This window comes from Rhizobium sp. J15 (genome assembly GCF_002531825.1).
In the GTDB taxonomy this organism is placed as follows: Bacteria; Pseudomonadota; Alphaproteobacteria; order Rhizobiales; family Rhizobiaceae; genus Rhizobium.
Window position 1 is genome coordinate 1 of record NZ_NWSX01000021.1, and the last position, 26029, is coordinate 26029.

At 62.8% G+C, this 26029-nt stretch carries 18 protein-coding genes; 10 read left to right on the plus strand and 8 right to left on the minus strand.

All coding sequences use genetic code 11. The annotated features are described in order from the left end of the window. Positions 1–550 (minus strand): NAD(P)/FAD-dependent oxidoreductase (locus CO670_RS18620; RefSeq protein WP_141502340.1); only part of this gene is annotated, 550 nt, incomplete at its 3' end. A gap of 250 nt (positions 551–800) precedes the next feature. Here CO670_RS18620 and CO670_RS18625 point away from each other — a divergent pair. Beyond that, a complete protein-coding gene (locus CO670_RS18625) occupies positions 801–1589 on the plus strand; it encodes an SDR family oxidoreductase (RefSeq protein WP_097591604.1) in 789 nt (262 codons plus the stop codon). 9 nt (positions 1590–1598) lie between these two features. Here the strand turns inward: CO670_RS18625 and CO670_RS18630 are convergent, their stop codons facing one another. After that, positions 1599–2480, minus strand: a complete 882-nt coding sequence (locus CO670_RS18630) for an aminoglycoside phosphotransferase family protein (protein ID WP_097591605.1) — start codon at positions 2478–2480, stop codon at positions 1599–1601. A 279-nt stretch (positions 2481–2759) separates the two neighbouring features. On the opposite strand from CO670_RS18630, the gene CO670_RS18635 reads away from it, so the two are divergent. The 6 genes from CO670_RS18635 to CO670_RS33020 all read left to right on the plus strand — a co-directional run bounded on the left by CO670_RS18635 (position 2760) and on the right by CO670_RS33020 (position 10150). Continuing rightward, on the plus strand, positions 2760–4052 hold the full coding sequence (locus tag CO670_RS18635; RefSeq protein WP_097591606.1) for an efflux RND transporter periplasmic adaptor subunit: 1293 nt from the start codon (positions 2760–2762) through the stop codon (positions 4050–4052). Then, positions 4049–7165 carry an efflux RND transporter permease subunit gene (locus CO670_RS18640; protein WP_097591607.1) on the plus strand — a complete coding sequence of 1039 codons (3117 nt, stop codon included), beginning with the start codon at positions 4049–4051 and terminating at the stop codon, positions 7163–7165. The genes CO670_RS18635 and CO670_RS18640 overlap by 4 nt, the downstream gene beginning before the upstream one ends. A 221-nt stretch (positions 7166–7386) precedes the next feature. After that, complete coding sequence (locus tag CO670_RS18645; RefSeq protein WP_097591608.1) at positions 7387–8679, plus strand: Hsp70 family protein; 1293 nt, start codon at positions 7387–7389, stop codon at positions 8677–8679. A 68-nt stretch (positions 8680–8747) separates the two neighbouring features. Beyond that, positions 8748–9638 carry a uracil-DNA glycosylase gene (locus tag CO670_RS18650; RefSeq protein ID WP_097591609.1) on the plus strand — a complete coding sequence of 297 codons (891 nt, stop codon included), beginning with the start codon at positions 8748–8750 and terminating at the stop codon, positions 9636–9638. Positions 9639–9770: 132 nt separating this feature from the next. Continuing rightward, on the plus strand, positions 9771–9962 hold the full coding sequence (locus CO670_RS18655; protein WP_097591610.1) for a hypothetical protein: 192 nt from the start codon (positions 9771–9773) through the stop codon (positions 9960–9962). Positions 9963–10006: 44 nt separating this feature from the next. Continuing rightward, complete coding sequence (locus tag CO670_RS33020; protein ID WP_176538976.1) at positions 10007–10150, plus strand: hypothetical protein; 144 nt, start codon at positions 10007–10009, stop codon at positions 10148–10150. A 31-nt stretch (positions 10151–10181) separates the two neighbouring features. Here CO670_RS33020 and CO670_RS18660 read toward each other — a convergent pair whose 3' ends face one another. Further along, entirely contained in the window at positions 10182–11081 is a 900-nt protein-coding gene (locus CO670_RS18660; RefSeq protein ID WP_097591611.1) for a hypothetical protein, read from the minus strand. 248 nt (positions 11082–11329) lie between these two features. Continuing rightward, entirely contained in the window at positions 11330–12268 is a 939-nt protein-coding gene (locus tag CO670_RS18665) for a DMT family transporter (protein ID WP_097591612.1), read from the minus strand. Positions 12269–12601: 333 nt separating this feature from the next. Here CO670_RS18665 and CO670_RS33655 point away from each other — a divergent pair, with 333 nt between their 5' ends. From CO670_RS33655 to CO670_RS18685, 3 genes are all read left to right on the plus strand, one after another. After that, complete coding sequence (locus CO670_RS33655; RefSeq protein WP_097591613.1) at positions 12602–13708, plus strand: methyl-accepting chemotaxis protein; 1107 nt, start codon at positions 12602–12604, stop codon at positions 13706–13708. A 187-nt stretch (positions 13709–13895) separates the two neighbouring features. Continuing rightward, positions 13896–16544, plus strand: a complete 2649-nt coding sequence (pepN, locus tag CO670_RS18680; RefSeq protein ID WP_097591614.1) for an aminopeptidase N — start codon at positions 13896–13898, stop codon at positions 16542–16544. Positions 16545–16736: 192 nt separating this feature from the next. Next, complete coding sequence (locus CO670_RS18685; protein WP_097591615.1) at positions 16737–19046, plus strand: ATP-binding protein; 2310 nt, start codon at positions 16737–16739, stop codon at positions 19044–19046. Here CO670_RS18685 and CO670_RS18690 read toward each other — a convergent pair. From CO670_RS18690 to CO670_RS18705, 4 genes are all read right to left on the minus strand, one after another. Then, positions 19043–22000: a bifunctional [glutamine synthetase] adenylyltransferase/[glutamine synthetase]-adenylyl-L-tyrosine phosphorylase gene (locus CO670_RS18690; RefSeq protein WP_097591616.1), complete on the minus strand. Its 2958-nt coding sequence runs from the start codon at positions 21998–22000 to the stop codon at positions 19043–19045. The two genes, CO670_RS18685 and CO670_RS18690, sit on opposite strands and share 4 nt — an antisense overlap. 137 nt (positions 22001–22137) lie before the next feature. Continuing rightward, positions 22138–23550 (minus strand): HAMP domain-containing sensor histidine kinase, encoded by a 1413-nt coding sequence (locus CO670_RS18695; protein WP_097591617.1) that lies wholly within the window; start codon positions 23548–23550, stop codon positions 22138–22140. Next, positions 23547–24293, minus strand: coding sequence for a response regulator transcription factor (locus tag CO670_RS18700; RefSeq protein ID WP_088674507.1), 747 nt, complete (start codon positions 24291–24293; stop codon positions 23547–23549). The genes CO670_RS18695 and CO670_RS18700 overlap by 4 nt, the downstream gene beginning before the upstream one ends. Positions 24294–24370: 77 nt before the next feature. Next, on the minus strand, positions 24371–25948 hold the full coding sequence (locus CO670_RS18705) for a Do family serine endopeptidase (protein WP_097591618.1): 1578 nt from the start codon (positions 25946–25948) through the stop codon (positions 24371–24373). Between the last annotated feature and the right edge of the window lie 81 nt (positions 25949–26029).

Here is a 26029-nt window from a genome sequence, read left to right on the forward strand (position 1 = left end):
TGCCGCGCAACTCCATGCCGCGGGTGTAGTTCGGGCCCGGCTCGCCGGTCTTCTCGATGCCCATGTCGCCGGTGGCGACGCCGATCACCGCCCCCTTGTCGTCATAGAGCACTTCGGTGGCGGCAAAGCCCGGATAGATCTCGACGCCGAGTTCCTCCGCTTTGGTCGCCAGCCATCGACAGACGTTTCCGAGCGAGACGATGTAATTGCCGTGATTGTTCATCAAGGGCGGCATCAGCACATTCGGCAGGCGGATCGAGCCGGCCGGGCCGAGCACCAGGAAATGATCGGCCGTCACTTCAGTCTTGAAGGGATGATCGACATCCTCGCGCCAGCCGGGCAGCAGCCGGTCGATGCCGATCGGATCGACGACGGCGCCTGAGAGGATATGGGCGCCGACCTCGGCGCCCTTCTCCAGCACCACGACCGACAGTTCCGGATCGACCTGCTTCAGCCGGATCGCCGCCGCCAGACCGGCCGGACCGGCGCCGACGATCACGACGTCGAATTCCATGCTCTCGCGTTCGGGCAGGTCAGTCATCTCGCTCATCCATTCGTCTCCGCTTGGCCGCAAGCGGCCTCATCCCTCATGAGCACTTCTTGTCAAAACGAGATCGGATTGTCGAGCCGAGATACGACAGCCGATCTTCCAATTCGCACAATGATAGGCCTACTCCGTCAGGAGTATATAACGTTTACGTGAACGTCAATTATCAAACGGCGGCAAGCCCGTCAGCCTCCCTTTCCTTTTCCGCCGCTTGCGCCTTATACATCGCTCTAGGATATCGGAGGACAAAGTCATGGATCTCGGCATCGAAGGCAAACGCGCGCTCGTTCTCGCCTCCTCACGCGGCCTCGGCCTCGGCATCGCCGCGGCGTTGGCGCGGGAGGGCGCAAACGTGCTGCTGTGCGGGCGCAGCGGCGAACAGCTGGAGGCCAATTGCAAGGCGATCAACGCCGAAGGCAAGGGCAAGGCCGACTGGATCTGGGCCGATCTCGGCGACGAGCGCTTCGTCGAGACAGTCACGACGGCGGTGAAGGAAAAATTCGGCGGGCTCGATATCCTCGTCAACAATACCGGCGGCCCGACACCCGGCACGACCGAGGACATGACGGCCGAAAAGCTCGAGACCTATTTCCTCTCCATGGTCGCCCGCGTGATCACGCTCACCAACGCGCTGCTGCCCGGCATGAAGGCGCAGGGCTGGGGCCGCATCCTGACGGTCGCCTCGTCGGGCGTGATCGAACCGATCGCCAATCTGGCGCTGTCGAATACGCTGCGCCCGGCCCTTGCCGGCTGGAGCAAGACGCTTGCATCAGAAGTGGCAGGCTTCGGCGTCACCACAAACCTGCTCCTGCCGGGCAGCATCCTGACGGGAAGGCTCGACGACCTCGACGGCGCCGCGGCGAAGCGGACAGGCAAGAGCCTCGAAGAGATCCGCGCCGACAAGGAAGCGCGCATCCCGGTCGGCCGCTACGGCAAGGTCGAGGAGTTCGCCGCAACCGCCGCCTTCCTTTGCAGCCAGCCGGCGAGCTATATCACCGGCTCGCTCATCCGCTGTGACGGCGGCGCTGCCCGGTCCGTCTGACGGCCACGCTCAATCCGCGCGGGCCGCGACGGCGGCCCATGCCGCGGCACTTCGCACCATCTGTTCGACGTTAGCAGGATCGTCGGCAAGCTCGGCGAGCTCGGACAGGCGATGGAAGCCCGTCAGGATGGCAATGCGCCGCCGGTCGAGCCTGCGCCCGGTCAGGCTTTCATAGGCCGACACGATACGCGCCGTCAGATCCGGCGATATGAAGTTCGAATAGATGAACTCCTGGTGCAGCGGGCCAAAGCCGGAATCGGCGAAATCGTAGATGCCGTTGAGCCGTTTTTGCCCATGGTCGAAGGCCATGTTCCAGCCGTGGCCGTCGAAGAAGCCGTAGATATTTCCATAGGGATCGGGCGGCAGGATTTCGAAATCGGAAACGACCCTCTGCGCAAAACGCCTGATCTCAGGCGGCAGCAGCGGCAGGGCCTTGGTTCGCACGGCTTCCGGCGATTGCCACGGCTGGATCGCCCCGGCACCGGCCTCATGCATGCGATCGGCCTCGATCACATGCAGCTCGGCGTAAAACCGCGCGAGATCATCCGCAAGGCGCCGACGGTCGCCCTCCCCGAGCGCTTCGTAATCCTCGGTGATCAGGTGTTCGCCTTCGATCTTGGTGTGGCTGGAGAAGAACGGCGGCCCTTCGTGAATGCGCATGTCGGGTACTGCCATCGACAGCGACGGCCGCACGACGCCGAGCAAGGCAGCTTCCTTGCGAAGCGCCCGTTCCGCGCTGAGATCGCGGGGGAATTTGAAGATCAGCGTGTCATCGACGTCGACCGCTATCGAATCCCATCCCTTCGCCGCCAGCTTGAAGACAGCGCCGGTGAGATGAGGAAACACGTTTGTGATGAGAGAGCGAAATTCGCTGGCGTCCAACTCGGTCATGACGACCTACCTTCTCTTTCTTCCGCCTTCTTGCCGCGCAATGGACGGAGCTGCAGGTCGACGTCATCCCTGGTCAGAATTTGCCCGTCAAACCGCGTGAGGTTACACTGGCATTATATTAGTATAGTTTGAATATTACGGAATATTCATTACAAAAATTTAAGCCCTTATAACCACTTAGTGATCGCGACCGGGCAATTATGTCTTTTTTGCGCCGCAATAGAAGCGGCTCAATCGGGGCATAAATTTTCGCAACCTTGCCCAAGACCGGTCTCGCCCATGAAGAAATTTTGGATCACCGTCAGCGTTATCGCTGTTGCCGCCGTCGGCCTCTGGCAATTCGGCAATTTTATTCCCTATGCCGCCCAGGTGCCTTACCTCTCGAAGCTGATCAAACAGCCGGCAGGCGGCACCGGCGGGGAGCAGGCGCAGGCCGATCAGGGAGCGGATGGCGGGCAACATCAAGGCGGCGGCCGCCGGCGCGGTGGCGGCGGCCCAACGGTCGTCAAAACGGTCGCCGCGGTGAAAACGGCACTGCCGACCGATGTGACGGCGTCCGGATGGGCCGATGCCGACGACAACACGACCATCGCGGCGCAGGAGCAGGGCCTGATCGTCAGCATCAACGGCCAGGATGGGGCGACCGTCAAAGCCGGCGACCTGATCGCCAAGCTGGACGACCGGACGGCCAAGGCCGCCGTCGACAAGGACAATGCGATGATCGTGCGCGACACCGCGACCCTTTCGGAATCCGAGACGGCGCTGGTGCGGGCACAGGACCTGTTCGACCAGAAGGCCGGCCCCCAGCAGAGCCTCGATCAGGCGAGAGCCGCCCGCGACACCGCCGCCGCCACGGTCGACGCGGACAAGGCGACGCTCGCCTCGGATCAGATCATTCTCGAAAATACCGACATTCGCGCGCCCTTCGACGGCCGGCTCGGCGACATCGCCATCAGCAAGGGTGCTTTCGTCAATGCCGGCTCGGCAATCGTCACCATCGCGAAATACGATCCGATCTACGTGAAATTCCACCTGCAGGAACGCTATCTGCGTGAGCTGAAGAACGCGCTCGCAGCCGGCCCGGTCGAGGTCAGCACGGTTCCCTCCTCCAGCAAGGGGCAGGTCCGCAAGGGTGAGATCAGCTTCTACGACAATACGGTCGACACCGCCTCCGGCACGATCCTCGCCAAGGCGAAATTCGAGAATGCCTCCGGCGCGCTCTGGCCCGGCCAGTCGGTCAATATCGTCGTGCATTTCGACAATGCCGAACAGCAGGTGGTCGTGCCGACGGTCGCCGTCAGCCCCGGCCCGGACGGTTTCTTCGCCTTCGTCGCCAAGGACGGCAAATCGCATCTGACCCCCGTCACCGTCGCCCGGGCCAATGGCGGCTTTACCGCGATAGAATCGGGCCTTTCGGAAGGCGACCATGTGGTCGTCGAAGGTCAGGGCCAGCTCAGCGACCAGCAGGCGATCAAGGAGCAGTTCGACGACAAGACGCTCGATGTCGCATCCGCCGACGAGCCCAGGCAACAGCAGCCGTCCCAGACGATCGCGGTCGGAGGTCAGCAATGATCCCCAATTTCTGCATTCAGCGCCCCGTCGCGACGACGCTGCTTGCCATCGGCGTCATTCTGGCCGGCCTTGCCGGTTATCAGCTCGTGCCGGTCGCAGCCCTGCCGCAGGTCGATTTTCCCACCATCAACGTTTCGGCGCAGCTGAGCGGCGCCTCGCCGCAGACCATGGCGACCTCGGTCGCCACGCCGCTGATCAAGCAGTTCGAGACCATTCCCGGGATCAGTGAGATCAGCGCCTCAAGCTCGCTCGGCAGCACCAGCATCGTGCTGCAGTTCGACCTCAACCGCGATATCGACGCGGCAGCGGCCGACGTGCAGGCCGCGATCTCGCATGCGACCCGGCAGCTGCCCGACAACCTGACGACGCCGCCGAGCTACCGCAAGACGAACCCGGCCGATGCGCCTGTCATGCTGCTCTCCGTGCAAAGCAACACCATGCCCCGCAGCAAGCTCGACGAGATCGCCGAAGACATCATCTCGCCGTCGCTTTCAACGCTGCCCGGCGTTGCCCAGGTCAGCGTTTACGGCGCGCAGACCTATGCCGTGCGCGTCGAGGTCGATCCGAACAAGCTTTTGACCCGCGGCATCGGCATCGATACCGTCAACAAGGCGCTGGCTGCGGCCAACAGCCAGCAGCCTGTGGGAACGCTGCAGAACAATTCGCAGAGCATGACCATCACCGCGAACACCCAGCGCACCAATGCCGACCAGTTCCGCTCGCTTGTCATCGCCAATCCGAACGGCGCGCCGATCCATCTCGGCGATGTCGCCGATGTGCAGGACAGCGTCGAGAACCAGTATACCGGCAGCTGGTATGACGGCCAGCGCGGCATCATCCTCGCCATCCAGCGCCAGCCGGACGCCAACACGGTCGACGTCGTCGACGCGATCAATGCCAAGCTGCCGCAGCTTCACGCCGAAATCCCCTCCTCGGTCACCACTGTCGTCATGAACGATGCCGCAAAGCCGATCCGCGCGGCTATCGCAGACGTGAAGTTCACGCTGCTGCTGACCATCGGCCTCGTCGTCCTCGTCATCTACCTCTTCACCGGCCATGCGACCGCAACGATCATTCCGGGGCTTGCCGTTCCGCTGTCGCTGATCGCGACCTTCGGCATGATGTATGTGCTCGGCTACAGTATCGACAACATTTCCCTGCTCGGGCTGACGCTCGCGGTGGGGCTGGTGGTCGACGACGCGATCGTCATGCTGGAAAACATCCTGCGCCATGTCGAGGAAGGCATGCCGGTGCGGGAAGCGGCGATCAAGGGTGCCGGCGAGGTCAGCTACACCATCATTTCCATGTCGGTTTCGCTGATCGCAGTCTTCATCCCGATCCTCCTGATGGGCGGCGTCGTCGGCCGCGTGTTCAATGAATTCGGCATGGTGGTCGCCATCGCCATCATCTCGTCGGCGATCGTCTCGCTGACCGTGACGCCGATGCTCGGCTCGCGCCTGTCCAACAATCACAGCCGCCCGCCGCTTCTCATCCGCCTTTTCGATGCCGGCTTCGAACGGACGCTCAACGGCTATGACAGGGCGGTCGGCTGGTGCCTTCGCCATCGAGTCACGATCCTCGGCGTCTTCCTCGGCTCGGTGGCGCTGACGGTCTATTTCTTCATGACGCTGCCGACGAGCTTCTTCCCGCAGGAGGATATCGGCCGCCTGACGATCAGCACCCAGGCCCGGCAGGATATTTCCTATTCCGCCATGGAGGCGCTGCAGAAACAGGCCGCCGCCGCCGTCAAGGCAAACCCGGCCGTCAACCACGTGATGTCGACGATCGGCGGCAACCCGAACAAGCCGCAGAACAACGGCTCAATGTTCGTCGAACTCAAGGACAAGAAGGAGCGCCCGCCGCTCGACCAGACGCTGCGCGAACTGCGCACGGCAATCAACAAGATCCCGGGCATACAGGCCTTCGTGACGCCGAACCAGAGCCTGCGCTTCGGCGGCCGCCAGACCGCCAGCCAGTATCAGCTGGTCATCCAGGCGCTGAGCGCCGACCAGACCAACCTCTGGGCCGGCAAGATCCAGGCGGCGATGCGCAAGGAGCGGCTGTTCACCGACGTGACCTCGGACGCCCAGAACAACGCCCTGCAGGCCAATATCGTCATCGATACCGAGCGGGCGGCCGCCTACGGGATCGACAACGACACGCTGCGCACGACACTGCAGGAATCCTTCAGCGGATATGCGGCCGCGGAAATCCAGTCGACCGGCGACAGCTACGACGTCATCGTCGAATATGACACGAGCAAGCCCTGGGACGACCAGAAGCTGTCGGAAATCCGCGTCGCCTCATCCAATGGCAGCCTGGTGCCGCTTTCGAACTTCGCGCATGTCCAGCGCACCACCGGTCCCGTCACCATCAACCAGACCGGCCAGCTCGTCTCGACGACCGTCTCCTTCAACCTGCCGGAGGGCGTCTCGCTCAGCGACGCGACGGCGGCGATCGACCAGATCAAGAAGGACATCGGCATGCCGGCCGACGTCTTCACTTCCTATGGCGGCACGGCGGAGATCTTCCAGCAGTCGCAGGGCAATACGCCCTATCTGATCCTGGCGGCGGTCTTGACCATCTATGTCGTGCTCGGCGTGCTCTATGAAAGCTTCATCCATCCGCTCACGATTCTCTCCGGCCTGCCGGCGGCGGCATTCGGTGCGCTGCTGGCCTTGAAGATCATGGGCTTCGATCTGTCGATCATCGCGCTCATCGGCCTGTTGATGCTGATCGGCATCGTCAAGAAGAACGCGATCATGATGATCGACGTGGCGGTGGAGACCATGCGCACGACGGGAGAGAAGGCGACGGCGGCGATCCATGAGGCCTGCGTGCGGCGCTTCCGGCCGATCATGATGACGACCTTCTGCGCCCTGCTCGGCGCCCTGCCGATCGCGCTCGGCACCGGCGCGAGCTCGGAGCTGCGCCAGCCGCTCGGCATTGCCGTCGTCGGTGGCCTCGTCGTCTCGCAGCTGCTGACGCTGTTCATCACCCCGGTCATCTTCGTCGAGATGGACCGCTTCGGAAACTTCCTCGGCCGCCTGATCGGCAACAAGAAGGTCGAGGAGCCGGAGGTGGCGGAAGCAAGGGCAATGGCTGCCGAATGATGACGGCCCTCTGAGTTCGGCATCACCCATCAGCCCTTGCGGCGCACTTCTTTTCCCTGCCCGGGAGAAGAAGTGCGCCAGCGACCACATCCGCTTTCGATCCTCTTGAATGTGTCACGCCTCTGTGGCATCACCCGCCCTCCTTGATCCGGGCGCTGACACGCCCTTTCGCGGAGCAACGCTCCGTCTCCAATAACAATCGGCATGAAAGAGGTGCGGGCATGGCTCAGGCGCTGGGTTTGGACTTCGGCACGACCAATACGGTTCTCGCCATGGCGGATGGCGGAGCAACGCGCTCGATGGCGTTCACGAGCACGGCGGGAACGGCCGACAGCATGCGCACGGCGCTTTCCTTCATGAAGGATGCCCAGCTCGGCGCGTCGGCGCTGAAGGTGGAGGCGGGCCATGCGGCGATCCGCCAGTTCATCGACAATCCCGGCGAGTGCCGGTTTCTGCAGTCGATCAAGACCTTTGCGGCGAGCGCGCTCTTCCAGGGCACGCTGATCTTCGCCAAGCGCCATAATTTCGAGGATCTGATGGAGGTTTTCATCAGGCGCCTGCGCAACTATGCCGGCGACAGCTGGCCCTCGGACGTCAGCCGCATCGTCACCGGCCGGCCGGTACATTTCGCCGGGGCGAACCCCGATCCGGTGCTCGCGACCGAACGTTACAACGAGGCGCTGTCGCGTTTCGGCTTTCCCGAAATCCACTATGTCTACGAGCCGGTCGCAGCCGCCTTCTATTTTGCGCAGAACCTGAAGCAGGACGCGACGGTCCTGGTCGCCGATTTCGGCGGCGGCACGACCGACTATTCGCTGATCCGCTTCGAGACCATCGCCGGCAGGCTGACGGCAACACCGATCGGCCATTCCGGCGTCGGTGTCGCCGGCGATCATTTCGATTACAGGATGATCGACAACATTGTCTCGCCGCTGATCGGAAAGGGAAGCCATTTCAAGAGCTTCGACAAGATCCTCGAAGTGCCGTCCAATTATTATTCCAGCTTCGGCCGCTGGAACCAGCTGTCGATCTTCAAGACCACACGCGAATTCGAGGATCTGAAGAAGCTGGTGCGCACCAGCCTGGAGCCGGAAAAGCTCGAAATCTTCATCGACCTCATCGACCACGACGAGGGCTATCCGCTCTACCAGGCGGTTTCGGCGACGAAGATGGCGCTTTCGGCATCGGAAGAAGCGCCCTTCGATTTCGCGCCGCTCGGGCGCGGCGGGCACCGCAGCGTCCGGCGCAGCGACTTCGAGGGCTGGATTGCCGAGGATCTTGCCCGCATCGAAGGCGCGCTCGACGAGGTGCTCGAGAAGACCGAGACGAAGGCGTCGGAGATCGACAAGGTGTTCCTGACCGGCGGTACCTCCTTCGTGCCGGCGGTGCGCCGCATCTTCACCGAGCGCTTCGAACGCGACCGGATCGAAAGCGGCGGCGAGCTGCTGTCGATCGCTCATGGCCTGGCGCTGATCGGCGAACGCGACGACATCGCGCAATGGACTGTGCAATAGAACAGGCAGGAGCGGGCAATTTGCCGCCCGCCCTTTCAATGCCCATTTCTCTCCGCTAGACTTGCCGCATGATCTCCGCCAACGACCTTTCCCCCGCCGAGCTCGCAGCGCTTCTGCATTTCCATGCGGATGCCGGCGTCGAGTGGCTGCTGGAGGAAGAGGCGATCGACCGTTTCGCCGAATTCGAGGCGATGAAGGCCGCGCGCCGTCCGGCGTCGGCGCAGCAGGAGCGTCCCGCGGCCGGGGAGCGGTCAAACGTCGGAGAACGTCAGACATCGCCGCGCCCGACTGCCGCAGTCCGTCCGGCCCCGGTCTCTGGCCCGCAACCGGCGATCCCGGATGGCGAGGCGGTGCAGCAGGCGCGTTTCGTTGCCGAAAGCGCGCGCTCGCTCAGTGAACTCAAGACCGCGCTCGAAGGCTTCAACGGCTGCAATCTCAAACATAGCGCCCGTTCGACCATCTTTGCCGATGGCGATGCCGAAAGCGGCATCATGGTGATCGGTTCGGCGCCGAGCGCCGAAGACGATCGCGAGGGCACGCCTTTCTCGGGAAAATCCGGCCAATTGTTCGACAAGATGCTGGCGGCGATCGGGCTCAGCCGCTCGAGCGTTTTGCTGACCCAAGTCATTCCCTGGCGCCCGCCGGGCAACCGCGCGGCCTCGGCAGCCGAAATGGACATTTGCCGCCCCTTCATCGAGCGGCAGATCGCGCTGGCCGAACCCCAGGTCATCCTGCTGCTCGGCAATTTTTCGGCGCGCTTCTTCTTCGGGGAAAACGATACTATCCACGGGTTGCGCGGCCGCTGGAAGGAAATTGCGGTCGCCGACCGCGTCATTCCCACGATCGCCAGCCTGCATCCTCAGGATCTGTTGACCGCGCCCGTCAACAAAAGGCTCGCCTGGAACGACCTGCTGGCTTTTCAAGCAAAACTTAAGTCCCTCCCCCTGCTTAGAAATTAGCCGAAATTGAATAATTTATGAATCGATCCATGCGTTTTTCGCATGGCTGCATCGCGCCATGACGCATTGCGGAATCTATGCTGCATTGCAATATAGGCCTGTGTCTTGGGAGGAATCACAGGAACCAAGGCCATGAACAAGAGATTTCGTCCTATCCATTGCGGGTTTGAAACCCTTCGCCTAGCCAGCGATCCAGTTCGCTCCAGTCAGGGCTACAGCCGTCTCGGCTTTGCCACGAACGAACAGATGATTGCTCGCGGCACCGGCATCAACAGCCGTACGGCGCGCCCGACCGCCATTTTCTCCGACTTCCAGCAATATTGAGCGGCAGGCGTTTTCGCCTGCCTTTTACCGGTAAGAGTAACAAGATGACGATCCTGATATCGCTCCTGCGCAACATCGAGACTTTCGAGCATATCCGCGTCGCGGTTTGTGCAGCGCGGGAATATGAGCGCGAGCTTTCGGTCAAGCCGGCCGATGCCGGCGCAAGCGTCGCGGCCATCGTTCTCTGATCAGACAGCCATCCCATCGATCTGGCTTACGCTAAGCCCTGGCATCGTGCGTTCCTGATATCGATTCCGGTTTCCCGAGCGATGCGGCAGCCCACTCGAAGGCTTCGTCGACATAGGCGAATTTGACCGCCTGCCAGGCGCGATATTGCTCGACGAAATCCCGCGATACCCAAAGATGCGTCTTGCGCGTTTCGTCGTGCCAGCCGAGGCAGCCGCGCTGCGCCGCCTTTGCCAGCAAGCGCTGCAGATGGGTGCGCGACATCATGAAATCGGCGGCGAGCGCGCGGGTTTCGACGCGGCCGACGGGGAACCTGTCGGGCTCGGCGTTTTCGATATCCATGCGGGACATGAGGTGGTCGACGACGAGGCCGCCGGCTTCCGTCCAGAGGAACAGCGCCACCTGCTCCGGCGGTTCGCGCCAGGCGGCATCTTCCAGGCAATGGCAGGCGATACGCGGCTGGATGAGCCGCATCAGGGACGGATTTGCCTGGAAAATAGCGGCCCTTTCACCGCCATCGAGCAGGTCGAGCGCAGCGAGATTGGCGTGAATCCAGGCAAACATCGCCTGATGGCTGACTTCGGCCGGTTCGAAATGGCGCGGCCGCCGCCGCTCGTCGCCAGGCGTGTGGGTGATGAAGCGGTAGGTATAGAGTTCTTCGATGAAGGCGAGCACGGTGTTTCGGCTCGCGACCTTGTATGCGGTGATGCGCCCCGTCAGCCGCACGGCGGTCAAGCCCGATGTCGGATCGCTCGGATCATATTCCAGGTTGAGGGCAAAGGCGGTCTGGGTCAGAAGCCAGCGCTGCTGGGAGGCGAGCAAGCGCGCCAGCCGCGGGCCGGCATCGAACATGCCGCGCAACTGCCCGGCAAGAAAGCGGATGCTCATCAGAAAGGAAGGGTTCCCAACCAATTGCTCCGCCGTGAACGCCATTATGCTTTTCTCCACCTCCGCTCGCAGGCCAGCGTTCGGAGCAGTGGTACCGAAAGCTTCTCCGGCATCAACGGCCATTCAGACATGCACAGCTTCGAATAAATGATATCCGCTCATGTTCAAAAATCATATTCTGCGGGCAAGCGGTATCACTAGAATTCACCAGTGTTTTCGTCCCTTGCGCGCGGCTTTCAAGCCATAGCAATCTCTGCGTTGAAAATCTTCCATATCATAAGCTTACAGGCCGGTCAGGCTTGCGGCGTCGAGGCCTTGTGCGCCTCCCTTTGCTCGATGCCCAGCTGATGCTCGCGGTAGATGATGAAGATGCCGGCGGCGATGATGATGGCTGTGCCGATCAGCATGGTGATGCTCGGCACGTCGCCGAAGACGAAATAGGCGACGATGCTGCCGAGCAGGATCGAGGTATATTCGAACGGCGCGACGGTGGAGACATCGGCATGGCGATAGCTTTCCGTCAGCAGGATCTGCGCCACGCCGCCGCAAAAGCCGGCGACGATCAGATAAAGCGCCGACGGCCAAGGCAGGACGAGCCAGCCGAAAGGCAGGGAGGCGAGCGAAAAAACCGATGCGGTGAGCGAGAAATAAAGCACAATCGTCGCCGTCTTTTCCTCTTCGACGAGGCGGCGCACCTGGATCATCGCCATGCCGCCGAGAACGGCCGAGAGCAGTACCGCGAGCGCGCCGACAGCCTGTTCGGCCTCCATGCCGCCGTCACGAAACAGGGTAAGTTTCGGCCAGGAGACGATGGCGACGCCGACGATGCCGATCAGGACGGCGCTCCAGCGATAGACGCGCACGGTCTCGCCGAGAAAAACCGCGGCGAAGATGACGGCGACGAGCGGCAAGGCGTAACCGAGCGCGATCGCTTCCGGCAGCGGCAGATGCAGGAGACCGTAAAAGCCGAAAGCCATCGACAGGATGCCTATCGTGCCCCGCTTCAGATGGCCGATCGGATTGGCGGTATAGAAGGCGGCGCGCAGCTGCCCGATATAGGCAAGATAGGCCATGATCGGAAAGAGCGCGAAAAAGGACCGGCAGAAGGTGACCTGACCCGGCGGAATGTCCGATCCGGCCAGCTTGATGAAGGTCTGCATGGCCAGGAAGACCACGACCGACGAGACTTTCAGCGCAATGCCTCTCATCGGGTTTCTGAGAACCGAGTGCATGATCCTGGCTCTTGATGCTGACTGGAACAGAATGGGGAGACGCGTTCGACTCGGGAACGCAGCGGATGACGCCTTCCATCGTAACGAAAGAAAATCCTAATGGGCGAAAAAACCGCAGGCCACGAGGGAGAATCTTAAAATTGCCTCCGGTGACAGGCTCGACTGCTCGTATCGCGTAAAATTTTCCTTCCCTTGAGCCATTCGCCCTAAAATGTTCACCACTCGACGCTGCTCATTAACCAATTGAAAACCATAGCCAAGCATCGTTTTTCCACGCTTATGTAGAAATTTTCTTCACCGCCAATCGATTGCCCGACCTTCCAGGATCATCTGATGAAGCCGCTCAGCGCAGAAACCATTGCCCAGTCGCAGAACGCGACGCCGCGCTCCATGCGCATCGTCACCGACGGCATCAGCATCGATCTCGAGCGGTTCAGCGCCGACAACACCCATATCGTCAAGCAGATCAAACTGCTGGCGATCAACGCGCTGATCGAAGCGGCAAGAGCCGGCGAGACCGGAAAGGGCTTTGCGGTCGTTGCCAACGAAGTGCAGCGGCTGGCGCAGATCGCCACCGACATCACCGGCAGGTTCGAGAGCAACGTGCTCGGCCGCATCGGCCTCAGCCGCGCCATGGCCGATTCCCTGGTCGAGGAGATGGAGGGTGTTCGCCTCACCGATCTCGCCCAGACGCTGGTGCAGCTCATCGTCCGCAATCTCTTCGAGCGCACCGCCGACGTGCGCTGGTGGGCGACGGACCCGGCGCTCTGGCAGGCGCTGCAGGAGCCCGGCCGAGACACAGTTGCGTTTGCAGCAGAGCGTCTCGGCGCCATTAACCGCTTTTACACCGTCTATCTCGATCTCGTGATGACCGACCTCTCGGGCAAGGTGATCGCATCGGCAAATCCCGATTTCCAGCGCAAGATCGCCGGGACGGGCCTTGGCGGCGATCCGTGGTTCCGCGCCGCATCGGCCTGCGCCTCCGGCGACGCCTATATCGTCGACGAGGTCAAATCCAGCCCGCTGCATAACAACAGGCATGCGCTCGTCTATGCCACAGGCATCCGCGAAGGCGGCAAACTGAACGGAAAGCTGATCGGCACGCTCGGCGTTTATTTCGACTGGCAGAATCAGGGCCAGGCGATCGTCGAGAAGGAAGCCAATCTGCCGCCGCAGCTGGCGGAAAAGACCACCGTCATGCTGCTCGACGGCAAGAGCCGGGTGATCGCCACCACCAATCCCGCCCTGCTCTTTTCCCATTTTGCGCTCGCCAATCCCTCGGGCCAGGCAAAAGGCAGCTACTATGACAATAACGGCTCCATCGTCGCCTTCGCGCGCACTCTCGGCTACGAGGATTACGACGGGCTCGGTTGGTACGGCGTGGTCGTGCAGCGGACGGAAAGCGACGCGGAGATCAAGGCGGCGCTCAATCTGAAATAGCGGCCCTTCTTCCGGCCGCTGCCTTCATCAGCTCGAAATAAGATATTTTGCCCGCGAACTTCGTGTTCGCGGGCAATTTGCTTTAACTTTAGTTCAGACTTTAATGTAATCATGCCCGGCAAATTTATGGCAGAGTGCGCCCGCCTCTGTATTCCGCAGTGTCCAATAACGGTCTTCAGGAAACACCATGCGAACAGATACCGGCCAGGTCATTCATCTGGCAGATTACCGTCCCACCGACTTCGTGCTGGAACGCGTGGACCTGACTTTCGAACTCGACCCGACGGAGACGAAGGTCGAGGCACGTCTCATCTTTCACCGGCGCCCCGGCGCCGATCCCACCGCGCCGATCGTTCTCGACGGCGATGAGCTGACGCTGTCGGGGCTGCTGTTCGACCAGGTGGAGCTGGACCCTTCACGCTACGACGCGACACCGGAAAGCCTGACCGTGCGCGATCTGCCGGAAAGCGCCCCCTTCGAGCTGACGATCACCACGATCATCAACCCCGAGGCCAATACGCAGCTGATGGGCCTCTACCGCACCGGCGGCATCTACTGCACGCAGTGCGAGGCGGAGGGCTTCCGCCGCATTACCTATTTCCCTGACCGTCCCGATGTGCTTGCGCCGTTCACGGTCAACATCATCGCCGACAAGGACGCCAACCCGCTGCTCCTGTCGAACGGCAACTTCCTCGGCGGCGCCGGCTACGGCCCCGGCAAGCATTTCGCCGCCTGGTTCGATCCGCATCCGAAGCCGAGCTATCTTTTCGCCCTTGTCGCCGGCGATCTCGGCGTCGTCGAAGACACGTTCACGACCATGTCCGGCCGCGAGGTGGTTCTGAAGATCTATGTCGAGCACGGTAAGGAGCCGCGCGCGGCCTATGCCATGGACGCGCTGAAACGCTCGATGAAGTGGGACGAAGAGCGGTTCGGGCGCGAATACGATCTCGACATCTTCATGATCGTCGCCGTCTCCGACTTCAACATGGGCGCAATGGAGAACAAGGGCCTCAATATCTTCAACGATAAATACGTCCTTGCCGATCCCGAGACCGCGACCGACGCCGACTATGCCAATATCGAGGCGATCATCGCGCATGAATATTTCCACAACTGGACCGGCAACCGCATCACTTGCCGCGACTGGTTCCAGCTGTGCCTCAAGGAAGGCCTGACGGTTTACCGCGACCACGAGTTCTCCTCCGACCAGCGCTCGCGTCCGGTCAAGCGCATCGCCGAGGTGCGGCATCTGAAATCGGAGCAGTTTCCCGAAGACAGCGGTCCGCTCGCCCACCCGGTGCGGCCGACGAAGTACCGCGAAATCAACAATTTCTACACGACGACCGTCTACGAGAAGGGCAGCGAAGTCACGCGGATGATCGCGACGCTGCTCGGTAAGGATAGCTTCAAGAAGGGCATGGATCTCTATTTCGACCGTCACGACGGCCAGGCCGTGACGATCGAGGATTTCGTCAAATGCTTCGAGGATTCAAGCGGCCGCGACCTGAAACAATTCTCGCTCTGGTATCACCAGGCCGGCACCCCGCTCGTCACCGCATCGGGCAGCTATGATGCGGCCGCAGGCAGCTTCACTCTGTCGCTCGAGCAGATGACGCCCGCCACCCCCGGCCAGGCGAGCAAGGAGCCGATGCATATTCCGCTGAGCCTTGCGTTCTTCGGCGAAAACGGCGGCAAGATCGAGCCGGCTTCCGTTGAGGGCGCCGAATATGCCGGGGACGTGCTGCACCTGACCGGCCGCACGCAGACGGTGGTGTTCCACGGCATCGGCTCACGGCCGGTCGTTTCGATCAACCGCAGCTTCTCGGCGCCGATCAATCTCCATTTCGACCAGAGCCCGGCCGATCTGGCGCATCTCGCCCGCCATGAGACGGATCATTTCGCCCGCTGGCAGGCCCTAACCGATCTGGCGCTGCCGAACCTCCTGAAGGCAGCCCGCGACGCCCGCGAGGGCAAGCCTGTCGTCTGCGAGGCGACCTTCGTCGAGACATTGATCGCGGCCGCCGCCGACGAGAGCCTCGAGCCTGCCTTCCGGGCCCAGGCGCTGGCGCTGCCGAGCGAATCCGACATCGCCCGCGAACTCGGCGGCAACAACGATCCCGACGCCATCCATGCCGGCCGGCAGGCGATCCTGAAACAGATCGCCGATGCCGGAAAGGACGTCTTTGCCGCACTCCATACAGCGACGACGGCATCCGGCGGCTTCAGCCCGGACGCCAAGAGCGCCGGCCTGCGCGCCCTTCGCAACAGCGCGCTGACCTACCTCTCCTATGCAGAACAGACGCCAGCCCGCGCCAAGGCCGCTTTCGATGCGGCCGACAACATGACCGATCTCAGCCATGCGCTGACGATCCTCGCCCATCGTTTCCCCGACAGCGCGGAGACGAACGAGGCGCTGGCCGCTTTCCGTGAGCGTTTTGCGGAGAATGCGCTCGTCATCGACAAATGGTTTGCGATCCAGGCCGGGATTCCGGGTGCGAAAACCCTGGAGCGGGTCCGCGCCCTCATGGACAATCCGCTTTTCAAGCGGACCAACCCAAATCGGATGCGTTCGCTGGTCGGCACCTTCGCCTTTGCCAATCCGACCGGTTTCGGCCGTGCCGACGGCGAAGGCTACCGTTTCCTGGCCGGCCAGATTCTCGATATCGACGGGCGCAACCCGCAGCTTGCCGCACGCATTCTCACCTCGATGCGCTCCTGGCGCGCGCTGGAACCGGTGCGCGCCGATCATGCGCGCGCCGCACTCGCCGAGATCGAGCGGGCTCCTGCCCTTTCGACCGACGTGCGTGATATCGTCGAACGCACGCTTAAAGGGTAATTTCATTCGGCCAGCCGCAATGCCCAAATGCGGCGGCTGGTCGACCAGTGATTCGAATCACGCGAAAAACACGAAAATATAAATAGTTAACGGATTTTTACCTTTGCCTCTGGACAAGGCGAATCACCCATGATTCTCTAGGTCAGGTTCGAGCGAGCGGCGCGCGAATCACATGAGGGACAAGGCGAAGAGATGATGGACGTGCGGCGGGCAACCGTGGCCGGAGGACGGCTGCGTGTCGATTTTGGCGGGCTGAAAGCCTGGCGCGACAGCCTTTCCGGTCAGGCAAAATCGGAACCGCTTCTTCGTCACCTGCCGAAGGCCGAGCTTGCCTTGAAGCGCGCCATTCCGGCTCTGATCGTCGCCTTCCTCTCCGTCGTCGCCGCTTCGCATTTCTTCGGCATGATGAGCGAATATGCGCGCCTGGAATCCTCGGCTCGCCATGCCACGGCACTGTCGGCGGCGACCGCCGCTGCCGTGTTCGACGATGCGGCCGAGATTTTCGACAGCGGCGATATCGGCAAGGCGCAGGCCCGCCTCGCCAAATACCTGCCTCAGGACCGGCTGGACAACGGCGCTTTTGTGCTGCTCGTGCAGGCAAGCGGCAAGGTTTTTGCCGCGACGACCGCCGGGCTCCCGCATGTCGGCAACAATGTCGGCGATTTCTTCCCGGAGGTTTCGGCGATCCGCCGTTTCGGCGATCGGGCCGGCGTCATCGAAACGACGATCGGCGGCGTGCCGCACTATGCAGAGATCACGCTGGTGGGCAATGCCGGCGGCTATATCGTCGCCGCCACCTCGCTCGAGGAGGTCGGCCGGCTCTGGCGCGAGGAGTTGGCGCTCAATGTGACGCTGTTTGCCGGCATTTCCTCGATCCTGCTCGTCATCCTCTATGCCTATTACACGCAGGTGAAGCGCGCCCGTGACGCCGACGACATCTTCCTGGAATCGAACTTGCGCGTCGAGACGGCGCTGTCGCGCGGCCGCTGCGGCCTTTGGGATTTCGATTTCGAGAACCGCGAATTCTTCTGGTCTCGCTCGATGTACGACATGCTCGGCCTGCCGGGCTCTGACAAGACGATGGGCTTCGGCGAAGCCGCAAGGCTGATGCACCCCGATGACGGCGGGCTCTACGAGATCGCACGCGCCATCGCCAACGGCCACTCCGGCCAAGTCGATCAGATCTTCCGCATGCGCCATGCCGGCGGCCACTATGTCTGGATGCGCGCCCGCGCCCAGGTGATCCGCAGCAATTCCGGTCGCATGCACCTGATCGGCATCGCCATGGACGTGACCGAGCAGCATCGGCTCGCCCAGCGCTATGCGGAAGCCGACCAGCGGCTCGCCGATGCCATCGAATGCACCTCTGAGGCCTTCGTGCTCTGGGACAAGAACGACCGGCTGGTCATGTGCAACACGCATTTCCAGCAGGCCTACGGCCTGCCGGACAGCGTGCTGGTGCCCGGCACCGAGCGCTCGACCGTCAATGCCGCCGCCGCCCGCCCCGTCATCGAGCGGCGGATCGCCGATGCCGATGGTTCCGGCTATTCGCGCACGACGGAAGTACAGCTCGCCGACGAGCGCTGGCTGCAGATCAACGAACGGCGCACCCGCGACGGCGGCAGGGTCTCGGTCGGCACCGACATCACGCTGATGAAACGCCATCAGGAGCGGCTGCGAGAATCCGAACGCCGGCTGATGGCGACGATCGGAGATCTTTCCGCCTCGCGCCAGACGCTGGAGATCCAGAAATCCGAGCTTTCGACGGCGAACGCCAATTACCAGGCGGAGAAGGAACGCGCCGAGGCGGCCAACAAGGCGAAATCGGAATTCCTCGCCAACATGTCGCATGAGCTGCGCACGCCGCTCAACGCCATCCTCGGCTTCTCCGAAATCCTGCAGAACCAGATGTTCGGGCCGCTCGGTTCGGCGAAATACGACGAATATGCCCGTGATATCCATGACAGCGGCAAACATCTGCTCAACGTCATCAGCGACATTCTCGACATGTCGAAGATCGAAGCCGGTCACCTCAAGCTGCACCGCGAGCGGATCGATCTCGTGCCGCTGATCGAGGAAAGCCTGCGCTTCACCGCCATTCCGGCCGCCGAAAAGAACATCGTCATCGACCAGCGCATCTCATCCGGCCTGACTTTGATGGCCGATCGCCGGGCGATGAAACAGGTGCTTCTCAACCTGCTTTCCAATGCGGTGAAGTTCACCGACAATGGCGGCCGCATCGCAGTGCGCACGCGCCGCATCGACGGCGCCGTCCTCGTCACCATCGCCGACACCGGCATCGGCATTCCGCGCTCGGCGCTCTCCAAGATCGGCCAGCCCTTCGAACAGGTGCAGAGCCAGTACGCCAAGAGCAAAGGCGGCTCCGGCCTCGGGCTCGCCATCTCCCGCTCGCTGACCTCGCTGCATGGCGGGCGCATGAAGATCCGCTCCCGCGAAGCTGTGGGCACGGTGATCTCGCTGCGTATTCCCGATGATGTTTAAGCTTTCACCGTCGTCGAGAATATCTTCCTGACCGCTTTCGAAAGCCGCTTCACCTCCCCCTCCAGCGTCCTGATGTCGGGGCAGTCGCCGGCGCGGCAGACGAGATCGATGAGGCCGGCCGGCGCGTCATTCGGGTCGAACAGGCCGTCGATGCAGAGGCGGATCAGCTGCGACAGGCTGGTGTAGAGCGCGAAGGCCTCGAGGCAGATGTCGAGATCGGCCGCCGGCATCAGCCCGTCGCCGAGCGCCTTCAGGGCCTCGCCGGTGCTCATGCCATTTACGGCAATGCCGACGCCCCGCGTCGGTGCGATCAACGCCAGATATTGCGCGATGAATTCGAGATCGATGACGCCTCCGGGCATCAGCTTCAGGTCCCAAGGGCCTGCCGGCGGTTTTTCCTTGTCGATCAAGTCGCGCATCTCGGCCACGTCATGCGTCACCTTGGCGATGTCGCGATCAGCCGTCAGCACCTCCCGGACGATATGCTCCGCCTCGGCGATCAGGCTCTCATCGCCTGAGATCAGCCGGGCGCGGCTGAGCGCCATATGCTCCCAGGTCCATGCCTCCTCGCGCTGATATTTGCCGAAGGCATTGATGCGGGTGGCGACCGGGCCTTTGTTGCCGGAAGGGCGCAGCCGCATGTCGACCTCGTAGAGCACACCTTCGGCGGTCGGCGCCGACAGGGCGGCGATCAGCCTCTGGGTGATGCGAGTGAAGTAGCGCGTCGCATCGAGCGGCTTCGGCCCATCGGATTCCGAGGCGGTGCCGTCATAATCGTAGAGCAGAATCAGATCGATATCGGAACCCGCCGTCAGCTCGAAGCTGCCGAGCTTGCCCATGCCCGCAATGGCGATGCGCCCGCCCGGATAATCGCCGTGCGCGGTCCGCATTTCGCTGACCACGGCATCGAGTGCCGCCGCGATGATGAGGTCTGCCAGGTGGGTGAAGGCGCGGGCGGCCATCGCGCCGTTGATCGCGCCGGTCAGCAGGCGGATGCCGATCAGGAAACGCTGCTCGGCGGCGAAGATGCGCAGCCGGTCGAGCACTTCCTCATAGTGGCGCGCCTGGACGAGCGAACCTTTCAGCCGCTCGCCGAGATAATCGCGCGTCGGCAGTTCGGCCATCAGACCAGGGTCGAGCATGCCGTCGAAGACATGCGGCTTGGCGGCAATTACCTCGGCCAACCGCGGCGCCGAGGACATGATGTTGACGATCAGCGACAGGAGCGCCGGATTGCTGCCGAGCAGAGAGAAGAGCTGGATGCCGGAGGGCAGGCCTGAGATGAAACTGTCGAAACGCAACAGCGCCTCGTCGGCGCGCTTGCTTTCGCCGAAGACGCGCAGGAGTTCCGGCGCGAGCTCCGTCAGCCTTTCGCGCGCCTCCACGGATTGCGTGGCGCGATAGCGGCCGTAATGCCAGGTGCGGATGATGCGGGAAATGTCGGAGGGCCTGTCGAAGCCGAGCTTCTTCAGGGTCACCAGCGTATCCGGATCGTCGCCCTGGCCGGTGAAGACGAGATTTCCGGTCTCGGCGGAAAGCTTGCTCTCCTGTTCGAAGAGCTGGGCGTAGCGCCGCTCCACCGTCTTCAATACGCCGACTAGCCGCTCGGCGAAGCTCGGCGTATCGGTGAAGCCCATCATGAAGGCGATGCGCTTCAGATCGGCATCCGTTTCCGGCAGCAGGTGGGTCTGCTCGTCGCGCACCATCTGGATGCGGTGCTCGACATCGCGCAGGAACCAGTAGGCCTCCGTCAGTTCGTCACGGGTTTCCGCGTCGATCCATTTCGCTTTGGTGAGTTCGCCGAGCGTTTCTTCCGTTCCCCTGCCGCGCAGCGCCGGCATGCGGCCACCGGCGATCAGCTGCTGAGTCTGAACGAAGAATTCGATCTCTCGGATGCCGCCGCGGCCGAGCTTGACGTTATGGCCCTTCACCGCGATCGCGCCGTGGCCCTTATGCGCATGGATCTGCCGCTTGATCGAATGGATATCGGCAATCGCCGCATAGTCGAGATATTTGCGGAAGACGAAGGGGGCGAGCCCGCGCAGAAATTCGCCGCCCGCCGCGAGGTCGCCGGCCACCGCGCGCGCCTTGATGAAGGCTGCCCGCTCCCAATTCTGGCCCCTGCCCTCATAATAGATCATCGCCGCATCGACGGGGATCGCGAGCGGCGTCGAACCGGGGTCGGGACGTAGCCGGAGATCGGTGCGGAAGACGTAGCCGTCCGCCGTCCGCTCCTGCAGGATGCGCACCAGCCGGCGCATCATCCGGGGAAAGATCTCGATCGCATCATCCGGGTCGGGCACGATGCCGGCCTGTTCGTCGAAGAAGACGACGAGGTCGATATCGGAGGAATAATTGAGTTCCGACGCGCCGAGCTTGCCCATGCCGAGCGCGATCAGCCCCGAGCCCTCGCTCGGCTTCACCGGATCCCGCAGCTTTAGCTTTCCGCCCTCATGCGCGGAGAGCAGCAGATGGTCGATCGCGGCAGCGACCGAAGCCTCGGCAAGCCTGCTCAGCCAGGCAGTCGTCACCCGGCCGTCGAAGATGCGTGAGAGATCTGCGAGCGCCACGAGGAAGGCCACCTTGCGCTTGATGATGCGCAGCCTGCTCATCACCGCGGATTCGGTGGGTGCGGCTCCCTCGCCGTCCGGCTGCCAGCAGCCGCGCGCCTCGGCCACCAACGCCTCGATCTGCGGCTCCAGCGGCTCGCTGACGGCGCCCGCCAGCACGGCGGGATCGAGATTGACGATTTCGCGCAGATAGGGCGACAGGGTCAGCACGGCCGCGATGAAGTCACGCAGCGGCCCCTCCGTCTTCAGCATCGCGGCCACCGACGGCTCGCTTTTACCGGCCTCCTGAAGGTCGGCCAGCGCCAGCTTCAGCTCCGTCTGGCTCAGCGGACGCAGCAGCCCTTCCGCCACATCCTTCAGGCCATGCGTCGATTTCGTCAGCATGCGCTCTCCCTGTCTTACCGCTGAAGGACGCCGTCCACGCAGAATCGCGGGAGCACCTCCTTCGATCGCCAATAAACTAGAGCCCCGGCGGCAAACCGCCAATACGCGATTCAGCCGATCGGATTTCGACGGAAAAATCAGGCAGCCTTGGCGGGGAAGATCATGCTGACGGTCAGGCCGCGCTGTTCGGGCTTGTCGGGATCGGTATCGGAGAGTTCCAGCCGGCCGTTGTGCAGCTCCATCACGGCTTCGACAAGCGAAAGCCCAAGCCCGGTGCCGGGCTTCGTGCGGCTTTCGTCGAGGCGAACGAAGCGCTTCACCACGTCGTCGCGCCTGTCGGCCGGGACGCCCGGTCCGTGGTCGGCCACCGAAAGGCAGATCCCATCCGGGTGGCGGGCGAGCTTCAACGTCACCTCGCCTGCTCCTTCCGTGTCGGAGGAATATTTGATCGCATTGTCGAGCAGATTGAAGATCGCCTGACCAATCAGCTCGCGATTGCCCAGCACCTCGACATCCGGCTCGATGCTGGATCTCAAGCCAAGCCCAGCCTCCTCCGCCGCCGGCTCGTACAGTTCGGCGCTATCGGCGACGATGGCCGAAAGCTCCACCGGCGACATCTCCGCCGCGACCGATCCGGCCTCGACCCGGGAGATCATCAACAGCGCGTTGAAAGTGCGGATCAGCTGGTCCGATTCGGAAATAATGCCTTCCAGCGCTGCGCGCCGGGTATCGCCGTCGCTCATGTCGAGCGCATCGGCCGCCTTGTTGCGCAGCCGCGTCAGCGGCGTCTTGAGATCGTGCGCAATGTTGTCGGAAACCTGCCGCAGGCCCTCGTTCAGCTTCTCGATGCGTTCGAGCATGGTGTTCAGCGACATCGACAGCCGGTCGAATTCGTCGCCGGATCCGCCGACCGGCAGGCGCTGCGAGAGGTCGCCGGCCATGATCTTCTTGCTCGCATCCGACATGCGGTCGATGCGTTTCAGGGCGTTGCGGCCGATGCCGAACCAGATGATGATCGCGCCGAGCCCCATGATCGCCAAGGCCACCATCAGCGCCTGGCGCACAAGCAGGCGGAAACGTTCCGGATCGCCAAGATCGCGGCCGATCAGGATTCTCAAGCCGTTGTCGAGCACGAAAATATTGGCGATGGCCTTATGCCGGCGCTCGACGCCGCCGCCGTCGGTATAGCGCTGGTAGGCGAAGGGAGCCGACGTCCAGCCGATCTCCTCGAAAACACCCGGCTGGACCGATGCGACGTTGCCCGCAAGGATATCCCCCGAGGGGCCGGCGATGATGTAGAGATTGGCACCGGGCTGGCGGGCGCGCCGTTCCATCGTGCGCAGGAGAAGGTTCATGCCGCCGGCATCATAAGCGCGCTGCACCTGCTCCACCTCCTGCTTGACGGCGTCACGGATCTGGCCCGTCAGCAGCCGTTCCGACATCGCCGTCACATAGAAGACGAGCGTTGCGGCGCAGATGGCGAAAAGCAGGATATAGAGTGCCGAAAGGCGGACAGCGGTGGACTTGAAGAGAACCCTGAAGCGGCTCATCCCTCATCCTTGATCATGTACCCCGCGCCCCGAATGGTTTTCAGGAGCGGCTGGCTGAAGTCCTTCTCGATCTTCGAGCGCAGGCGCGAGACATGCACATCGATCACGTTGGTCTGAGGATCGAAGTGGTAGTCCCAGACGTTTTCGAGCAGCATGGTGCGGGTCACCACCTGGCCGGCATTCTTCATCAGATATTCGAGCAGGCGAAATTCGCGCGGCTGCAGCGGGATTTCCTTGCCGCCGCGGCGCACCTCGTGGGAAAGCCGGTCGAGTTCCAGATCGCCGACGCGGTAGACGACATCCTGCTCCGGCGTGCCCTTGCGGCGACCGAGCACTTCGACCCGCGCCAGCAGCTCGCTGAAGGCGTAAGGCTTCGGCAGGTAATCGTCGCCGCCGGCGCGAAGGCCGGTCACGCGGTCGTCGACCTGGCCGAGAGCGGAGAGGATGAGGACCGGCGTATGAATGCCCTTGCGGCGCAATTCGCTGATGACGGAGAGCCCGTCCCGGCGCGGCAACATGCGGTCGATGACGATGACGTCGTAGGTATTTTCCGATCCCATGAACAGGCCGCTCTCGCCGTCGCTGGCATGATCGGCGACGATGCCCGCCTCGCGAAAGGCTTTCGTGAGATAGGCCGCGGCTTCGAGATCATCTTCGATGATGAGAATCTTCATGCGGCCGACATTACCCGCCGGCTGCGTTTCGGCAAGGCTCAAAGCATGTTCCTGCGGGGCGGCGCTCATCGAGATCGTCCTTCAAAGGTCAGATGAATTAAGCCGTGCGGACTTTCGTCCGCACGGCTGCAGTTTCCCGGGGGAGATCAGCCCTGGCCGTTGATCGGAAGCGCTACGAAGCGGCTTCCTTCGCTGGACTGGATCTGGAACAGCGCACGGGTGCGGCCGTCCTTCTTCGCCTGGTTCAGGACCTTGACGACATCGTCGGGGCTGGAGACCTCCTGATTGTTGACCGAGGTGATCTTCTCGCCTTCCTTGATGCCCTTGTCGGCGGCGTCGGAGTCCGGATCGATGCCGGTGATCGCCAGGCCCTTTCCGTCATCGGAAGGACCGACCGTCAGGCCGAGATCGGCAAGCGCCCGTTCGGAGGCCGGCGCCTGCGGCTGCTGCGGCTGGTTGTCGTCATCGGCGTTCGCATCCTTCTGGTCGGCCGGCAGTGTGCCGAGCTCAACGGTGAGCGACTGGGCCTTGCCGCCGCGCCAGACCGAAAGCTCGACCTTGCTGCCCGGCTGCATGGCGCCGATGCGGCGGCTGAGATCACGCGCATCCTTGACCGTTTCACCGTTCAGGGCGGTCACGACATCGCCGGCCTTCATGCCGGCCTTGTCGCCGGGCGATCCTGCCTGCGGGGCGACAACCAGCGCGCCGCTCGGCTCGGAAAGACCGATGGATTCGGCGATGTCCTTGGTCACCGGCTGGATCTGGACACCCAGCCAACCGCGCGAGACCTGGCCGTCCTTCATCAGATCGGCGACGACGTCCTTGGCGGTCGAGGCAGGAATGGCGAAGGCGATGCCGACGCTGCCGCCCGAGGGCGAGAAGATCGCCGTATTGATGCCGACGACTTCGCCATTGAGGTTGAAGGTCGGGCCGCCGGAGTTGCCGCGGTTCACGGCGGCATCCACCTGCAGGTAATCGTCATAGGGACCGGAGCCGATGTCACGGCCACGGGCCGAGACGATGCCGGCCGTCACCGTGCCGCCGAGACCGAAGGGGTTGCCGACGGCGACGACCCAGTCGCCGACGCGGACATTGTTGTCGTCGGCCCAGTTGACGTAGGTGAACTTCTTGCCCTTGCCGTCGACCTTCAGCACGGCGAGGTCGGTGCGCGGATCCTTGCCGATCAGCTTGGCGTCGAGTTCGGTGCCGTCATTCATGACGGCGACGAAGGCCTGACCATCGGAAACGACGTGGTTGTTGGTGACGATGTAGCCGTCTTCGGAGATGAAGAAGCCCGAACCCTGGGCGACCGGACGCAGGCGGCCCTTGCCGCCGGGACCGTTCGGACCCTGGCCGAAGCGGCGCGAATGACCCTGCTGATCATTCGGGTCCTGACCGAACTGCCGGAAGAACCGCTTCAGCGGGTGATCGTCAGGAAGATCGTCGAAGCCGCGGCCGTTGAAATCGAAGGAAAAGCCGTCATTGTTGTCGGCGACGGGATTGACGCGGTTTTCGACACGAACGGAAACAACAGCCGGCGAAACGGCGTCGACGACGTTGGCGAAGCTCGGAACCGCGGGCGCCTGGACCTTGACGGCCTCAGCATAAGACCGGGTAATTTCGAGCGGAACGCCAGTTGCGAGCACAGCGGCCGCGATACCGGCGACGGTAGACGCCTTGAGCACGGTGGCGAGGGACGGACGTCCGTTGAAATTCTTGAGCATTGGAGCACCTTCTCTTGTTCTTAAATCTTCAGACCGGCAGAACCGGATCAGTCGATGACTGAAGATATAGGACGCCGCACC

Coding starts and splice junctions, on each gene's coding strand:
- CO670_RS18690 (WP_097591616.1), bottom strand. CDS start 22,000: ATGCTGACGAAATCGACGCATGGCCTGAAGGATGTGGCGGAAGGGCTG.
- CO670_RS33020 (WP_176538976.1), top strand. CDS start 10,007: ATGACGATCCTGATATCGCTCCTGCGCAACATCGAGACTTTCGAGCAT.
- CO670_RS18660 (WP_097591611.1), bottom strand. CDS start 11,081: ATGGCGTTCACGGCGGAGCAATTGGTTGGGAACCCTTCCTTTCTGATG.
- CO670_RS33655 (WP_097591613.1), top strand. CDS start 12,602: ATGAAGCCGCTCAGCGCAGAAACCATTGCCCAGTCGCAGAACGCGACG.
- CO670_RS18665 (WP_097591612.1), bottom strand. CDS start 12,268: ATGCACTCGGTTCTCAGAAACCCGATGAGAGGCATTGCGCTGAAAGTC.
- CO670_RS18630 (WP_097591605.1), bottom strand. CDS start 2,480: ATGACCGAGTTGGACGCCAGCGAATTTCGCTCTCTCATCACAAACGTG.
- CO670_RS18650 (WP_097591609.1), top strand. CDS start 8,748: ATGATCTCCGCCAACGACCTTTCCCCCGCCGAGCTCGCAGCGCTTCTG.
- CO670_RS18635 (WP_097591606.1), top strand. CDS start 2,760: ATGAAGAAATTTTGGATCACCGTCAGCGTTATCGCTGTTGCCGCCGTC.
- CO670_RS18640 (WP_097591607.1), top strand. CDS start 4,049: ATGATCCCCAATTTCTGCATTCAGCGCCCCGTCGCGACGACGCTGCTT.
- CO670_RS18700 (WP_088674507.1), bottom strand. CDS start 24,293: ATGAGCGCCGCCCCGCAGGAACATGCTTTGAGCCTTGCCGAAACGCAG.
- CO670_RS18685 (WP_097591615.1), top strand. CDS start 16,737: ATGATGGACGTGCGGCGGGCAACCGTGGCCGGAGGACGGCTGCGTGTC.
- CO670_RS18645 (WP_097591608.1), top strand. CDS start 7,387: ATGGCTCAGGCGCTGGGTTTGGACTTCGGCACGACCAATACGGTTCTC.
- pepN (WP_097591614.1), top strand. CDS start 13,896: ATGCGAACAGATACCGGCCAGGTCATTCATCTGGCAGATTACCGTCCC.
- CO670_RS18655 (WP_097591610.1), top strand. CDS start 9,771: ATGAACAAGAGATTTCGTCCTATCCATTGCGGGTTTGAAACCCTTCGC.
- CO670_RS18695 (WP_097591617.1), bottom strand. CDS start 23,550: ATGAGCCGCTTCAGGGTTCTCTTCAAGTCCACCGCTGTCCGCCTTTCG.
- CO670_RS18705 (WP_097591618.1), bottom strand. CDS start 25,948: ATGCTCAAGAATTTCAACGGACGTCCGTCCCTCGCCACCGTGCTCAAG.
- CO670_RS18625 (WP_097591604.1), top strand. CDS start 801: ATGGATCTCGGCATCGAAGGCAAACGCGCGCTCGTTCTCGCCTCCTCA.